The organism is Rhodococcus sp. DK176, assembly GCF_038447315.2.
Lineage (GTDB): Bacteria > Actinomycetota > Actinomycetes > Mycobacteriales > Mycobacteriaceae > Rhodococcus_F > Rhodococcus_F jostii_A.
The window spans coordinates 3,917,971-3,933,047 of sequence record NZ_CP118321.2 but is presented as its reverse complement, the minus strand read 5'-3'; the positions used below and the strand labels follow the sequence as shown (position 1 = coordinate 3,933,047).

Genomic DNA, 15,077 nt, shown 5'->3' with positions numbered 1-15,077 from the left:
TAGCGCGGAAGGCACTTCTGTCCCACAATTCGAACCAATGAATGCAACTGGAAGCGGCCGCCCCCGCGACCCGCGGATCGACACCGACGTCCTCGCGGTCACCCGGGCGATGCTCGTGGAATCGGGCTGGGAACAACTGAGCATGCGGGCCATCGCGACGCGGTCCGGGGTGAGCAGGGCCTCCATCACCCGACGGTGGCCGTCGAAGGCGCACCTGGTTCTCGACGCCATCCTCGGTGCAACACCCGACCTGACACCGTTCGAGGGCACCGACCGCGAAGGCTGGATCCGCTGGGTGGTGACCGGCAGCGCCGAACTGTTCTCACGACCGGAGGTGCGAGCGGCCACGCCGGGTCTGCTGGCCGCGATCCGGGACCACGACGATCTCCGCACCGCGCTGTGGCGGGGATTCAGCGGGCCGAGTACTCAGCTGTTCGAGAGCGAGGAGGACCCGGCCGGGTCGAGCACCGCGACGGCCGTGCTGGTGCTCGCCGCCGGCGCCGCGCTGTTCACCAGCCTGATCGCCGTCGAGGACGACACCCCGGAACTGCGTGGGAAGATCCTCGAGCTACTCCTGCCGGTCGCCCGTTCGGGGCGGGAACGATCTTGAGGATCAACCGATCTCGGTGACGGCGATCGTCGCCGGATCTCCCGCGCCGCACTCGCGGCCGACCACCAGGGCCGTGATCTGCGGCGGACGCGGCGCGGCCACCAGCAGCAGTACCCCGGGAACACCGTCGAGGCGAACCTCGCCGGAACCGAGCAGGGGGCGGGACGTTTCGATACCGTTGGCGCGCAGACATTCCGACAGTTGTGCGGGATCCTCGAGTGGTCCGAGCTGCCGCGAACCGATCACGGTGAGGAGGCGTCCGGAGTCGAGATCGGTGCCCAGATCGAGAACGGCTGGTGCCGGCGAGATTTCGGAACTGGGCAGAGCGACGATCGGCGTCTCGGGTTCCTGCCTGTCCGGCGTGACGACCGCGACGGCCACCACGACCGCTGCCGCCGCCGCGAACGTCCCCGCGGCCGCGGCAGCCCACTTCCGCCGCCGGGCGAGTGGGACCACGGTGGTTGCCTCGGCAGGTGTGTCCCGCTCCGCGGCGAGAGCACGATTGATGCGGTCGGCGACGTCGGCGGGAATCGGGGTCGAGACGGAATGATCGCGACCGAGCGCACCCAGCTGATCGGTGACCCGGTCGAGGGCGTCGATCACCGCCATCGCCTGCGGGTCGTTCCGGACGAGCGGCCACAGGCGATCGCTGACCGACTCCGGCAGCACCCCGGCATGAAGGTCGGCCAACAGGTCCTCGGAGTACGGCGGTGCAGGCAGTTTGGCATCGGACGGGTCGGGTTCACGGTCGGCCATGGCACCTCCTCACCGAGTCGTTGTGGTCCGGGACGTCAGGACAGTTACCCGCTCCTACTACGTTTTGACGCCCCGGAGTCATGATCGGTTCCCCTCCACCCGAAAATATTCGAGAGAGGCGGCCAGCTTCTTCCGGCCGCGGGCGCAGCGGCTCTTCACGGTGCCTTCCGGAACCCCGAGGAGAATGGCGGCCTCGCTGGTCGAACGGCCCTCGAGGTCGACGGCCACGATCGCGGTCCGCTGATCCGCTGGCAGCTGCGCCAGTGCGCGCTCGACCACCAGGCTGAGCTCCACCTCGGACACATAGTCGCGGGCGTCGCGCGGCTCGTCGTCCTCGTCCGCGGACAGGGATACCGCCGGACGAGCCTTGTTGCGGCGGATCCGGTCGAGGCAGGCGTTGACCACGATCGTGTGCAGCCAGCTGCGGACCGCGGCATCCCGGCGGAACGAGCCTGCGTTGCGATGCGCGGACAGCAGCGCCTCCTGCAGGGCGTCCGCCGCATCCTCGGTGGTGTAGCTGGTGCGTTTGGCGACGTGCCACAGATGGTCGTAGTGCCGCGCGAGCAGTGTCTCGAAGGCGTGCCGATCGCCGGCGACGTGCGCAGCCAACAGGTCGACGTCCGAGGGCTCACCCTCGGAATCCCCCCGGAAGATTCGCACCGGCGGATGTTAGCTCAATTCGCCGGTCCGCGAGCACCGGGTGCCGACTAGGTCGCGGCGTTGAAACCGACGTCGGCGATGGACGATTGGTTCTTGCCACCGGAATTGCTCAGGCCGGTGATCCACACCAGGACGTTCTTGGTGGGTCCCTCCGACTTCACCGGGATGTCGGTGACGCCGTTGCCGAGGACCTTCGAACCGAGCACCTGCGTCTGGTCGAGGGTCGGGTTCTCCGACGGCGCGCTGCGGATCTCGACGTTGGTGCCCGGAGTCGGCGAGTTGATCCACACGCTCGACAGGGTCGCCGGCTCGTCCAGCGTGACCATCAGGCCCACACCGTTCTTCAGCGCGGGGAAGGGCTGGAAGTACGAGTCGGTGCTCCACACGGTGGACGTGTTGCCGTCGACGGCCAGCCGGGCGTTCGCGGCCGAGTCGGGTGTGCCCTGCGGCGAGAACACCGTTGCCCCCGAGGGCGTGACCGGTGCCACGTTCGCCGCCGGGGCGGGCGCGGGTGCGGGCGACTCGGGGTTGGGCGGTGCCTCGGCCGACGTGGTGAGCCCGAAGTCCTGTTCGGTGAGCGGCGCGTCGGAACTGCTGCCCGTGAGGAACGTCGCGAGCCAGAAGCCCAGGAGCGCCAGCACGATGATCGTGACGACCGCGAGGCCCACGAGCGCCGCGATCATCCGGTTGGACTTCTTCTTCTCCGCCTCCAACGCTTCCGGGTCGGCGAGAGCGTGACCGGTCGTGCTGGGGCCCCGCTGCCCGAGCCGCAGGGCGGGGATGAATTCGGTCTTGTCGTTGACGACGGACGCCTGATCGAGAATGTGCTGCACGGTGGCCGCCGTGCGGATTCCCCCGTTCGGCTCGAGCGAGCGCAACGCCACCGCGGAGATCTCGAACGGGACCTCCGGCCGGATCACCCGCGGTCCGATGGGCTGTCCGCTGGAGTCGCGGTCGGCCAGTCGCATACCGCCGACGCTGCCCGGACGGTGCGACCCCGACGGGTCACCCGAGGGCGCGGACGGGTCACCCAGCGGCCAGCGGGCGGTGATGAGGGCGTAGAGCATGGCGCCCAGTCCGCGCACGTCGGTACTCGAGTCGGAGTCGGCGAGCGTGGCCGGGAACGCCAGCACGGCATCGCCGTTGATGCTGATACGGACGCGGTCGGGGTGGTCGATGGACAGTGCCCCGCCGGCCCGGTGCGCGGTCTCGGCGGCCGCGGCGAGTGCGCGGATGGCACTGGCGGCGCCGATCGGAGACGGCTTCGTGTCGGCCATCTCCCGCAGCGAGCGGCCCGGGGTCCACTCGGCGACGACGATGCCGCCGGAGCTACCGCGGACCACGTCGAGCACGCGGGCGAGACCGGGCGAGTTGATCCGGCCCAGGCGCAGGGTGCGCGACAGAATGGCTTGCGGGCCTTCGGGACCGGCGGAGGTGGAGCGCTGTTCGGCGTCCACGAACGTCAGGGCCACCTCGCGGTCGAGCTTGACGTCGAGTGCCTGCCAGAACTGCAGTCCGCGCGAACCACCGTGCGGAGTCAGCAGGCGGTACCGACCGCCCGCGACGGACGCGCCGGGAATGAGCTTGGGGCCACGGGGAGTACGACGCGGGCCTGCGCCGGGCTCACGTCCGGGTGCCGGTGTGATCGGGATCACTCCGGTGTCGTAACTGAGATCCCGTGCGGGGGCAGCGCCCATGTGACGTGTGTCTCCGCGCGATTCGCCGGAGTCGTCGGCGGGAGTCGTCGGCGCAGCCTTCGTCTGCGCATCCGCAGGACCGCCGGTCTCCTTGCTCTGCCCCGTTTTCGGAGTGTCTGTGGCGCCCGCGGACGTGTCCGCGTCCTTCTTCTGCGGTGCGTCGGCGCCGGCCTGCTTGCCGGACTTCGCGGAGTCGGTGGAGGCCGACTCGGACGAGATCCGGGTGGTCGGGGCGTCGACGCCGTTGGGGGCGGCGGCCGAATCGCGTTCGGACGCTTGCACCGTAGAACCTCCGGCTCTCTTGCTGCCGGCCACGTCGTCGTCGCTCACCCTCACTCCTTCATTCTCGAATGCCCAACTCCGACCAGTACCGGGCGGCGATCCGACCCGCTCGTGTCCAGGGTACGGGAGTCCACCGGGTCGTTCGATACCACGCGGCTGTCCCCCGAAGTGGTGCGGTGTGGCGCGGACCACGGGAATCAGTTCGGTTTCGGCGTCTGCGAGCGGGTCGGCCTCCGGTTCCGGTGCGGCGCCGCGACCGCGCAGCGCGCGAACTTTGCGGGCGACGGCGACGGTGATGGACACGATTTCGGGAATCTTCGCGAACCAGAGGATCACGAAGGTGACGACGAGCATCAGGACACCGCTGATCATGACCCGGACCATCGAGCCCGGACCGCCGAACAGACTGGTGAGACGGTCGAGCCCGAGGAGGCGGTCGGCGCCGAGCATGACGAGCGCACCCGCCATCGACGCGAGCACCACCACCCACACCGTCTTGCCGACGTTCGCCATCTGCAGGTTGCCGAGACTGCGGTGCAGCAGCCAGCCCCCGACGAGCGCGCCGGTGATGTAGCCCAGGCCGTTCGCGGCGCCGAGGAGGATGACCACCTGGTCGTCGCTGGAGGCGATGAGGGGGGTGAGAGCGGACAAAGCGATCTTCACCGCGGTGATGCCGAGGACGATCCACGTGGGGGTCCAGGCCTGTTCGCGGGCGTAGAACACGCGGAGCTGGATCAGTACCAGGGAATAGGGAATGAGCGTGAAGGCCGACCAGCTGACGGCCTGACCGAGGCGTTCGGCGTCACCGGACCCGAAGTTGCCGTACCCGTACAGTGCCTGGCCGATCTCGGGGCCGGCGAACGTGAGGAACGTGATGATCGGGATGAGGGAGATCATCGTGAGCCGGGTGGCGACGGACAGGTCGTCGACCACGGCGGGGGTGTCGTCGGCGGCGGCGTTGCGGCTGAGCCGCGGCATGATCGCCGTCAGCACCGTCACGCCGAGCACGCCGTACGGCAGCTGCAGCAGCAGCCACGCGTTGTTGTAGATCGCGGGACCCGATGCGTCCGCGTGGGACGAGATGCGGGTGGCGACGATCATTCCTGCCTGGCTGATCAGCACGTACAGGATGATCGCGACGGCCATGCCGCCGAACTGCTTGAGCCGGTCGTCGAGGCCCCACAGCGGTTTCAGCGAGATGCCCTCGCGCCGGATCGCAGGCACCAGGCTCAGCGCCTGCACCACCACACCCAGCGTGACGCCCACACCGAGGACCAGCAGTTTCGGGTCGCTCATCCGCACCGGATCGAGGGTGATCTCCCCCGGTGTCGCGTAGTAGATCACCAGGACGGTGAGCATCACGACGTTGTTGAGCACCGGAGCCCAGGCACCGGGTTTGAACACCTGCCGTGTGTTGAGAATGGCCGTGAGCAGCGCCGACAGTCCGTAGAACAGGATCGCGGGCAGGAGGAGATAGGACAGAGCTGTGGTGAGGGACGTATTCACCTTGCCGTCGGCCGACAGGAAGACGTGGGTGGTGAGTACGGGTGCCGCGGCGGTCGCCAGCAACGCCGCCGTGCCGAGCAGCACACACGTGGCGGTGAACAGGCGTCGGACGAACGCCGCACCCTGATCCGGGTCCTCGCGTTCGGCGCGCACCAGGACGGGCACCACGATCGCGGTGAGCACCGCTCCCAGCACGAGCTCGGAGATCATGTTCGGGATCTGGCTGGCGACGGTGAACGAGCTGGCCACCGACCCACCGAGCAGCGTCAGGACGAGGAGCTGTTTGGCGAATCCGGTGATGCGGCTGACGAGCGTCGCCACCGCGATCGAGCCGGTGGACGCCAGCAGTCGCGAGTTGCTCTGCTTCTGCGGCGCGGTCGAGGGCCCGGAATCCCGGACCGGAGGCGGCGAGGGGTCGACGCGGATGGCCGCGAACTGCACCGTCGGCGCCTCGTCCGGCCGGATTTCCCGAGCCCAGTGGTCCCGCTCCCACGGCGCGACCCGGGGATGGGAGCGATCGGGAAGCCTCTGGCCCCTACTGGGCAAGTTCCCGGTCATGAACGTTCGTACCCTTCGTCAGCTGGATCCGGCTGGCCGCGGAATCGATGCCACAGCCGGCGGCCGGCGAGGAACAGCAGCAGAGCACCCGCGCATGCTGTCAGTATCGCCAATGCCTGCCCGTACGCGTTGGACCGTACCGTCACGCTGGTCGGCTCTCCCAGTTGCTGTCCATCGGCGGTGGTCAGAGAGAATTTGACGACGAGCTTGCGGGAGTCGTTGGCCTCGGTGGGAACGGTGAGGGTGCGACTGCCGCGCGGGGGCAGTGTGGTGGGGCCGATGTCGGTGATGGTCATCCCCGACGGCGCATCCACCTGGAGGCGGACGGTGATCCCGACCGGCAGGTCGTTCCTGGCCACCAGCAGCAGTGGGCTCTGTTCCGAGGCCAGCGTGTAGACGCCGCCCGGCGACACGACGGTGACGGCCCCGAACAGGTCGTCCATGGTTTCGGCCACCTCGTCGGCGCGCACGTCGGACGCCTCTTCCGCGGACCGTCGTTCGTCGTCGCGGCGATGCGCGAGGCTCATCGAGCGCAGGAGGTCCTCCCGCAGCGGTGCGGTGAAGCGTTCCGGGGTGAGCGGGGCCTGCGGGTCGTCGACCAGCGCGGCGTTCAGTGCCTCGATGCGGGGTGTCTGCGTGGCGGCGGCGTCGCGGATGTGGGCGGGGACGCCGTCCTCGGCGGCCTGATCCGGGTACTCCAGGGTCGCGATCTCGGGTGATCCGGGCTGCCGTCCCAGGATCGCGGGCAGTGGCCGGGGCGTCGCCAGCCCCGAGCGCATCAGCGAGGACACCGTGGACAGCAGTGTCTTCGCGTCCTCGGCGCCTGCCGTCCACAGCTGCGGTGGCACCACCATCAGCGATCGCGGGGTGCCGGCGGCCCGTGCGGCCTCGGGTTCGAGGGCAGACCAGGACACCGCGCCGAGCGCGTCCTGCAGCCGGGCGGTCTGGGAATCGTCCGAGAGGTCGTACCGCGCGCGCTCCGGGGTGTACGAGGGGGTCTGCGGTGTCGCCCCCATGGCCGCGAGCGCCGTGCCGACCGCGGGATCGAACAGCAGCGCGTCGACGCTTCCGGTGGCGGCGGGCGTCTCGGTGGCCGCCGGGGTCGTCTCCCCGTTCGCGGGAACGGGCGCGGGGGGCGGTGTCGCCTCGATGACGTGGGCGCTGTCGCGGGGTGTCGTCGTGTCGATGGAATTCGCGGCCACGAGCGTGGTGGTCGCCTCGTCTCCGCGGAGCATCTGGGCCGTCGCGTCGTCGAGCACCCCGGCGTCGCTCCACACGAAATTGCGCAGCGACGTGACACCCAGAACGTTGTCGACGATGTCCGCGGGGGCTTCGACGGCGGTCGCGGTGAGGTCCGGGTTCGCGACCTCGGTGATCGCGGACAGGTCGGCCTGCGCGAACGGCACCGACGTGGTGCACATGGACGCGGCCAGCGACCGGGCGCGGTCGAGCCACGCCGACGCGGCATCCTTACCGGCGCCCTCGTGCGCGGAACCGGTGGGATCGGACGGGTCGTCCACCACCAGATATCCACGCGCCATGTTCTCGACGGTGATCAGCAGGTCCGGGTCGACGGCCAGGCACAGACTGTCCCGGAGCGTGTGATCGCGGTCGACGCTCTCCCGGGTGGCGAACTCCGCCGCGGCCAGCAGTTCGTCGAGGCGGCCGCCGTCCGCGAGCGAGGTCGCGAGGTCGTCGTCGACGAGACGGACCGGTTCGGTGACGGAGCCGGGCACCCCCGCCGCGAGCCGGGGCCGGTCGGCGAGCGGCCACATCATGGTGACGGCGACGGGACTGGAGATGTCCGGGGGCACGGCCGGAGTGCCGGGGACCCCGAACACGGGGAGCAGGAAACGGGCGTCGTCGAGACGCGCCGCACCGCCGTACTCGGGGGTGCCGTTCACGTTCACCATCAGCGGATACACGCCGGGTTCGGTGATGTCGAGGGAGATGTCGGTGTCGGACCGCAGTGGCAGCGACAACGTGAACTGCTTGCTCTGCCCCTCGTCGAGGCGGCCCGCGACCGTGTCGAACATGCCGACCGTGTCGTACCGCGACTGATCGAGGGTGAGGGACGTACGGAGGCCCTCGCTGCTCGCGACGGCGGGAGCGCGCTGCAACCGCACGCCGACGTCGCGGACCGTGCGGTCACCGATGTTCTTCACCGAGCCCGTGACGGTGACGAACGGGTCGCTGGTGGTGGTGACCGTGGACGGCGTGACGTCGTCGATGTGCAGTTCGAGAAACTCGGGGTCCTCGTCGACCGTCTGGGTCCCGGCGCTCTCGGGCGGCACCGGGTCCTGGGCCGCAGCCACCACGGTGCTGGTGGGAGCCAGAACGACCGCGAGTGCGGTCAACGTCACGGCACCGACCCGACGCAAAGCCATCCTCATCCGGCGTCTGGCCCCTTCTGGAGCTTCAGGTCGGGAGCGGTCGGGGTGGTAGTCATCTTGGAGATCAAGTCACCGGCGATTTCTGCGAGTTTCCGTTCGTCTGCGTAGGCCAGGCGTGATCCCAGCTCGGCGAGCGGCACCCACGCTACCTCGGTGACTTCCACGTCTTCGTCCGACAGTTCCCCACCGAGGCATCTCAGCAGATAGTGGTGGACGGTCTTGTGGACCCGTCGGCCCTCGGTGACGAACCAGTAGTCGATGCTGCCGAGCGACGCGAGGACGGTGCCCTGGATGCCGGTCTCTTCCTCGACCTCACGCATCGCGGTTTGTTCGGCGGTCTCGCCCTGCTCGATGTGTCCCTTGGGCAGCGACCACAGCAACCGCCCGCGTCGGTCGGTGCGTCCGATCAGCGCGGCGCACAGATTCTCCCGCGGTCCGCCGAGACCGTTGACGACGAGCCCGCCCGCCGAAGTTTCGCGAACCGTCCTCATGTGGGGTTTCGCGGGTTTGCCGACGGCGCCGCGCCGCCGCGAGTTGCGGCGACTCCTGTTCGCACGTTCGGCAGCAGACACCCCATCGATAGTAGTTGGCTTTGCCGTCTCCACCGGAACGCCGCACCCGAACCGAGACGCTTCGTGACACACCTGTGGTGAACCGAACGGCGAGGTGACAGCGTGTATGCGTATCTCGCTATTTGCGCACCTCGGTAAGCTTCCTGGACGTGACTGCCCCTTCTCTCGACGACGAGCGCCGTACGCGACTGCTTGCCGGCGCCGCGGTGACGCTGCGCGAGCTGTCCGAAGTCCTGACGCCGCTCGGTGAGAGGTTCGCCGCCGCCGGTCACGAGTTGTACCTGGTGGGGGGCAGTGTCCGGGACGCGATCCTGGGCCGCCTCGGCACCGACCTCGACTTCACCACCGACGCCCACCCGGAGCGGGTGCAGAAACTGCTGTCAGGCTGGGCCGACAACCAGTGGGACACGGGCATCGAGTTCGGGACGATCAGCGCCGCCAAGGCGGGTCAGCAGATCGAGATCACGACGTATCGCGCCGACGCCTACGACCGGGTGTCGCGCAATCCGGTCGTCCAGTTCGGGACGAAGCTCGAGGACGATCTGGTGCGGCGCGATTTCACGGTCAACGCGATGGCCGTGCGGATCGGTGCGGACGGATCGCAGGACTTCGTCGACCCTCTGGGCGGCATGAACGCGCTGCTGGCCGGGGTGCTGGACACGCCGTCGGCGCCGGAGAACTCCTTCAACGACGATCCGTTGCGCATGTTGCGGGCCGCCCGGTTCGTGTCCCAGCTGGGGTTCACGCTGCACGAGCGTGTGCATCAGGCCATCGTCGACATGGCGCCTCAGATCGAGCGGATCACGGCCGAACGCGTGCGGGCCGAACTCGACAAGCTGATCCTCGGCGAGTTCCCCATCGACGGCATGAACGTGATGTGCGAGACGGGTCTCGCCGATTTCGTGCTGCCCGAGGTGCCGCAGATGAAGCTCGAGATCGACGAGCACCACCAGCACAAGGACGTGTACTGGCATTCGCTGACCGTGCTGAAGCAGGCCGTCGACCTCGAGGACGGCGACCCCGACCTGGTGTTGCGGTGGGCGGCGCTGCTGCACGACATCGGTAAACCGGACACGAAGCGCAACGAGCCGGGCGGTGGTGTGAGCTTCCACCACCACGAGGTGGTCGGCGCGAAGATGGTCCGCAAGCGGATGCGGGCGCTGAAGTATTCGAAGCAGATGGTCGACGACGTCTCGCAGCTGGTGTTCCTCCACCTGCGGTTCCACGGTTACGGCAAGGGTCAGTGGACGGATTCCGCCGTGCGCCGGTACGTGACCGATGCCGGCCCGCTGCTGCCGCGGCTGCACAAGCTGGTCCGCGCCGATTGCACCACCCGTAACAAGCGGCGGGCGGCCGCCCTGCAGGCGACATACGACGACATCGAGGAGCGGATCGCCCGGCTCGCCGAGCAGGAAGATCTCGCGCGGGTGCGCCCTGACCTCGACGGCAACGCGATCATGGAGTTGCTCGGCATTCCGGCGGGCCCCGACGTCGGTAAGGCGTGGAAGTATTTGAAGGAGCTCCGGCTCGATCGTGGCCCCCTCAGCCGCGACGAGGCCGAGGCCGAACTGCTGTCGTGGTGGGCCACGCAGCAGGGCTGACCGAGCGTCGATCCGTTCGGGTCGACGTCTCATCTCCTTATTCCGCTTTCGGGCGGCCGTTCACCTGAGGTGACGACGGTCACACGGCCTGGTTGACATCACCACCGGGCCCGGGTCCGGGTGCGAGAGACGTCACCGAACGCTCACGGGGGTTAATCCCGACGAAACACGGTTCACGGCAGCATTGATACAGGTCGTGAGCCGGGTGGACAGGCTGCGACCGTGCAGGTGAGGAGCTAAGTCGATGCAGCAGCAGAAAGCCGGGACTTCCACCGTGAAGACCGCCTGCTCGTACTGCGGTGTCGGCTGCGGCATGGTGCTCGAGGTCGGGATCGATCCCGAGACCAGTGCGCGCCGTGTACTCAAGGCGTCCGGCGACAAGGACCATCCCACCAACTTCGGGCGGCTGTGCACCAAGGGGGCGACGAGCGCCGAGATGCTGGTGGCCGGTGGCCGGATGGAAACCGGGTACGTCCGCGATGAGCGCGGGGAGGCACCCACCTCGATCGACGTCGGCGCCGCCATCAGCGAGACCGCGCGCCGGCTGAAGGCACAACTCGACGAGCACGGACCGGACGCCCTGTCCTTCTACGTCTCCGGTCAGATGTCCATCGAGGCGCAGTACCTGATCACCAAGCTCGCGAAGGGCTTCGTGGGCACCAACCAGATCGAATCCAACTCGAGGCTGTGCATGGCCAGTGCGGGCACCGGCTACAAGCAGTCGTTGGGTGCGGACGGCCCGCCCGGGTCGTACCAGGACTTCGACAAGGCCGACGTGTTCTTCGTGATCGGCGCCAACATGGCGGATTGTCACCCCATCCTGTTCCTGCGGATGATGGACCGCGTCAAGGCCGGCGCCAAGCTGATCGTGGTCGACCCGCGCCGCAACGCGACGGCCGACAAGTCGAACCTGTTCATGCAGATCGCGCCGGGCACCGACCTCGCGCTGCTCAACGGCCTGCTGCACCTGCTCGTGAAGAACGGGCACACCGACCCCGAGTTCATCGCCGAGTTCACCGAGGGCTGGGAGGTGATGCCGGAGTTCCTCGAGGAGTACACCCCCGAGAAGGTCGCGGAGATCACCGGCATCCCCGAATCCGACATCCGTCGGGCCGCCCAGTGGATCGGTGAGGCCGAGAACTGGATGAGCTGCTGGACGATGGGGCTGAACCAGAGCACGCACGGCACGTGGAACACCAACGCGATCTGCAACCTGCACTTGGCCACCGGTGCGATCTGCCGTCCGGGCAGCGGCCCGTTCTCCCTCACCGGTCAGCCCAATGCGATGGGTGGCCGCGAGATGGGGTACATGGGCCCCGGCCTGCCGGGGCAACGGTCGGTGCTCGCCGCCGACGACCGGGCGTTCATAGAGGATCTGTGGGAGCTGCCGGAGGGCAGTATCCGCACGGAGGTCGGCACCGGAACCGTCGACATGTTCGAGCGGATGGTGGCGGGTGAGATCAAGGCCTGCTGGATCATCTGCACCAATCCCGTTGCCACCGTTGCGAACCGGCGGACGGTGATCGAGGGCCTCGAGGCCGCCGAGCTCGTGATCACGCAGGACGTCTTCCTCGACACCGAGACCAACGGTTACGCCGACATCCTGCTGCCCGGGGCGCTGTGGGCGGAGTCGGATTCGGTGATGATCAACTCCGAGCGCAACCTCACCCTGTTGCAGCAGGCCGTCGATCCGGCGGGTCAGGCACTGCCCGACTGGCAGATCATCGCCCGTGTCGCCTGCGAGATGGGATACGCGGACGCGTTCACCTACGACTCCTCGGAGGACGTGTTCGAGGAGATCAAGCGCACCTGGAATCCCAGGACCGGCTACGACCTTCGCGGCATCACCTACGACCGTCTGCGGGAGACACCGGTGCAGTGGCCGAGCCCGCCCGGCAACCGCACCGACCGCAACCCCCTCCGCTACGTCAACGACGGCGTGAGCCAGAACCTGCTGTCGGCTCCCGACGGTTCACTCCCCCGGCTGGCGTTCGCCACCGCGACCGGCAAGGCCGCTTTCTTCCCGCGCCCGCACATGCTGCCCGCCGAGATGCCCGACGACGACTACCCCTTCGTCCTTAACACCGGTCGCCTGCAGCACCAGTGGCACACGATGACGAAGACGGGCAAGGTGGCCAAGCTCAACAAGCTGAACTCCGGCCCGTTCGTCGAGATCAATCCCGCTGATGCGCAGAAGCTTTCGATCGCCGACGGCGACAAGGTGGAGGTCGCGTCGCGGCGCGGTCGCGCCGTCCTTCCCGCCGTCGTCAGCGACCGCGTCCTGGCCGGCGGGTGTTTCGCCCCGTTCCACTGGAACGACTCCTTCGGCGAGTACCTCAGCATCAACGCCGTCACCAATGACGCCGTCGATCCCACGTCCTTCCAGCCGGAGTTCAAGGCGTGCGCCGTCTCCCTGACCCGGGTGGCCCCGGTGTCGGCGCCGGAGGTCCCGGAGACCGGTGGGGCGCTCACCCTCGCGCAGGGTTCGCCCGCCGCGGAGATGAGCCGCATCCTGGGCCTGGACGACTCCGCCTCCCCCACTTTCGACGAACACGAACGCATGTACCTCGCCGGGCTGCTGTCGGGGCTGCAGTCCACCGCGATCCAGGGCGTTCCGGTTCTTCCGCGAAGCGCACCGATCTCGGGGTCCAAGCGAGTGTGGCTGGACGGTCTCATGGCGGGGCTGTTCTCCCGTTCCGACGTTCCGCAGAGTGTCGTGGTGCCGGACGCGAACGCTGAATCGGTACAGCACCCCGTGGTGGTGGTGTGGGCGTCGCAGACCGGCAACGCCGAGGAGTTCGCCGCCGAATGTGCCGAACAACTCGAAGCGGCCGGGCACGGCACCCGTCTGACGAGCATGGACGACTACGACGTCGCAGGCCTCGCCGACGTCCGCGACCTCCTGATCATCACCAGCACGTTCGGGGACGGCGACGCCCCCGACAACGGCAGCAGCTTCTGGTCCGCGCTCAGCAGCGACGAGGCCCCGAAGTTGTCGCAGACCCGGTACGCCGTGCTGGCTTTCGGTGATTCCAACTACGACGACTTCTGCGGGCACGGCAAGCGGATCGACGCCCGGCTGGAGCAGCTGGAGGCGAAGCGTCTCACCGAGCGGGTCGACTGCGAACCCGACTACGAGGAGCAGGCACGTCAGTGGCTGACCCAGGTCCAGAAGCTGGTCCGGGAGCGTGCGGCGGCCGACGGTGCGACCGTGGTGGCGTCCACACCCGCACCTGCCCGGCCCGCAGCGAAGAAGGCGGCGACGTTCACCCGGAAGACGCCGTTGATCACGCGGTTGACGAAGAACATTCCGCTCAGCGCGGCCGGATCGTCGAAGGACGTGCGGCAGTTCGGTTTCGAAGTGAGCGATCCGGAGTTCACCTATGAGGCGGGCGACGCTCTCGGTGTCTGGCCGACCAACAGCGACGCCGTCGTCGACGAGTGGCTGAAGGTCACCCGATCGATCCCGGACACGCCCGTGAAGTTGCCGGACCTGCCGGAGATGACGCTGCGCGAGGCGCTGCGCACGAAGCTCGAGATCACGAAGGTGACCCCCGAGCTGCTGCGGTTCGTGCAGAGCCGCACCCAGGACACCGAGCTGGCGCGGCTGCTGCGCCCGCAGAACAAGATCGCGCTCCAGCAGTGGCTGTGGGGGCGGCAGTCGATGGATGTGCTGGCGGAGTACGGGGTCGACGCCGACGCGGACGAGTGGCTGAGCGTCCTCAAGCGCCTGCAGCCGCGGTTGTACTCGATCTCGTCGAGCCCCAAGGTCGATCCGGGTGAGGTGCAGCTGACCGTCTCCGCGGTGCGCTACAACCACGAGGGCAAGAACCGCGCCGGGGTCTGCTCGACGTTCCTCGCCGATCACTGCGACGAGGCCGACGTGCCGATCTTCGTGCAGAAGTCGGCGCACTTCCGTCCCCCGCAGGCCGCCGATGCACCGATGATCATGGTCGGTCCCGGTACCGGCATCGCTCCGTTCCGCGGATTCCTGCACGAACGCCGGGAATTGGGTCACACGGGCAAGAACTGGATGTTCTTCGGTGAGCAGCACGAGGCTACCGACTTCTACTACCGCGAGGAGATGGAAGCTATGCACCGCGACGGATTTCTCACCCACCTCGATGCGGCCTTCTCCCGGGACCAGCGGCAGAAGATCTATGTGCAGGACCGCATTCGCGAGCACGGCGCCAAGCTGTGGGGCTGGATGCAGGAGGGTGCCTCGCTGTACGTCTGCGGCGACGCCAGCCGCATGGCGAAGGACGTCGACGAGACCGTCCGTGAAGTCGTTCGCACCCATGGGCGCATGGACGAAGAGGACACCGAGCTGTACATGAAGCAGCTCGCGACCGACAAGCGCTACGTGCGCGACGTGTACTGATCCGCATCTGCGGAAAGACGCACTTGATCGGTCCGTATTTGCCGACATAGGATGTCGGTAT

The 15,077-nt window shown here is 68.3% G+C and carries 8 protein-coding genes; 3 read left to right on the top strand and 5 right to left on the bottom strand.

From position 1 onward, the window contains the following. Nucleotides 1–37 precede the first annotated feature (37 nt). Nucleotides 38–610 carry a TetR/AcrR family transcriptional regulator gene (locus PSR88_RS18520; RefSeq protein WP_009476729.1) on the top strand — a complete coding sequence of 191 codons (573 nt, stop codon included), beginning with the start codon at nucleotides 38–40 and terminating at the stop codon, nucleotides 608–610. 3 nt (nucleotides 611–613) lie between these two features. Here the strand turns inward: PSR88_RS18520 and PSR88_RS18515 are convergent, their stop codons facing one another. From PSR88_RS18515 to PSR88_RS18495, 5 genes are all read right to left on the bottom strand, one after another. Then, nucleotides 614–1,366: a hypothetical protein gene (locus PSR88_RS18515; protein WP_016884720.1), complete on the bottom strand. Its 753-nt coding sequence runs from the start codon at nucleotides 1,364–1,366 to the stop codon at nucleotides 614–616. A gap of 78 nt (nucleotides 1,367–1,444) precedes the next feature. Then, nucleotides 1,445–2,026 carry an RNA polymerase sigma factor SigM gene (sigM, locus tag PSR88_RS18510; protein ID WP_011596245.1) on the bottom strand — a complete coding sequence of 194 codons (582 nt, stop codon included), beginning with the start codon at nucleotides 2,024–2,026 and terminating at the stop codon, nucleotides 1,445–1,447. Between the two features lie 47 nt (nucleotides 2,027–2,073). Further along, nucleotides 2,074–5,952 (bottom strand): murein biosynthesis integral membrane protein MurJ, encoded by a 3,879-nt coding sequence (gene murJ, locus PSR88_RS18505; protein ID WP_016884721.1) that lies wholly within the window; start codon nucleotides 5,950–5,952, stop codon nucleotides 2,074–2,076. 113 nt (nucleotides 5,953–6,065) lie between these two features. Then, complete coding sequence (locus tag PSR88_RS18500) at nucleotides 6,066–8,456, bottom strand: DUF6049 family protein (protein ID WP_016884722.1); 2,391 nt, start codon at nucleotides 8,454–8,456, stop codon at nucleotides 6,066–6,068. A gap of 2 nt (nucleotides 8,457–8,458) precedes the next feature. After that, entirely contained in the window at nucleotides 8,459–9,034 is a 576-nt protein-coding gene (locus tag PSR88_RS18495; RefSeq protein ID WP_005572816.1) for an NUDIX hydrolase, read from the bottom strand. Between the two features lie 149 nt (nucleotides 9,035–9,183). On the opposite strand from PSR88_RS18495, the gene PSR88_RS18490 reads away from it, so the two are divergent. Together PSR88_RS18490 and PSR88_RS18485 are read left to right on the top strand one after the other, a co-directional pair. Then, a complete protein-coding gene (locus tag PSR88_RS18490) occupies nucleotides 9,184–10,635 on the top strand; it encodes a CCA tRNA nucleotidyltransferase (protein ID WP_011596241.1) in 1,452 nt (483 codons plus the stop codon). 244 nt (nucleotides 10,636–10,879) lie between these two features. After that, nucleotides 10,880–15,016: a bifunctional nitrate reductase/sulfite reductase flavoprotein subunit alpha gene (locus tag PSR88_RS18485; RefSeq protein WP_016884723.1), complete on the top strand. Its 4,137-nt coding sequence runs from the start codon at nucleotides 10,880–10,882 to the stop codon at nucleotides 15,014–15,016. Nucleotides 15,017–15,077 lie beyond the last annotated feature (61 nt).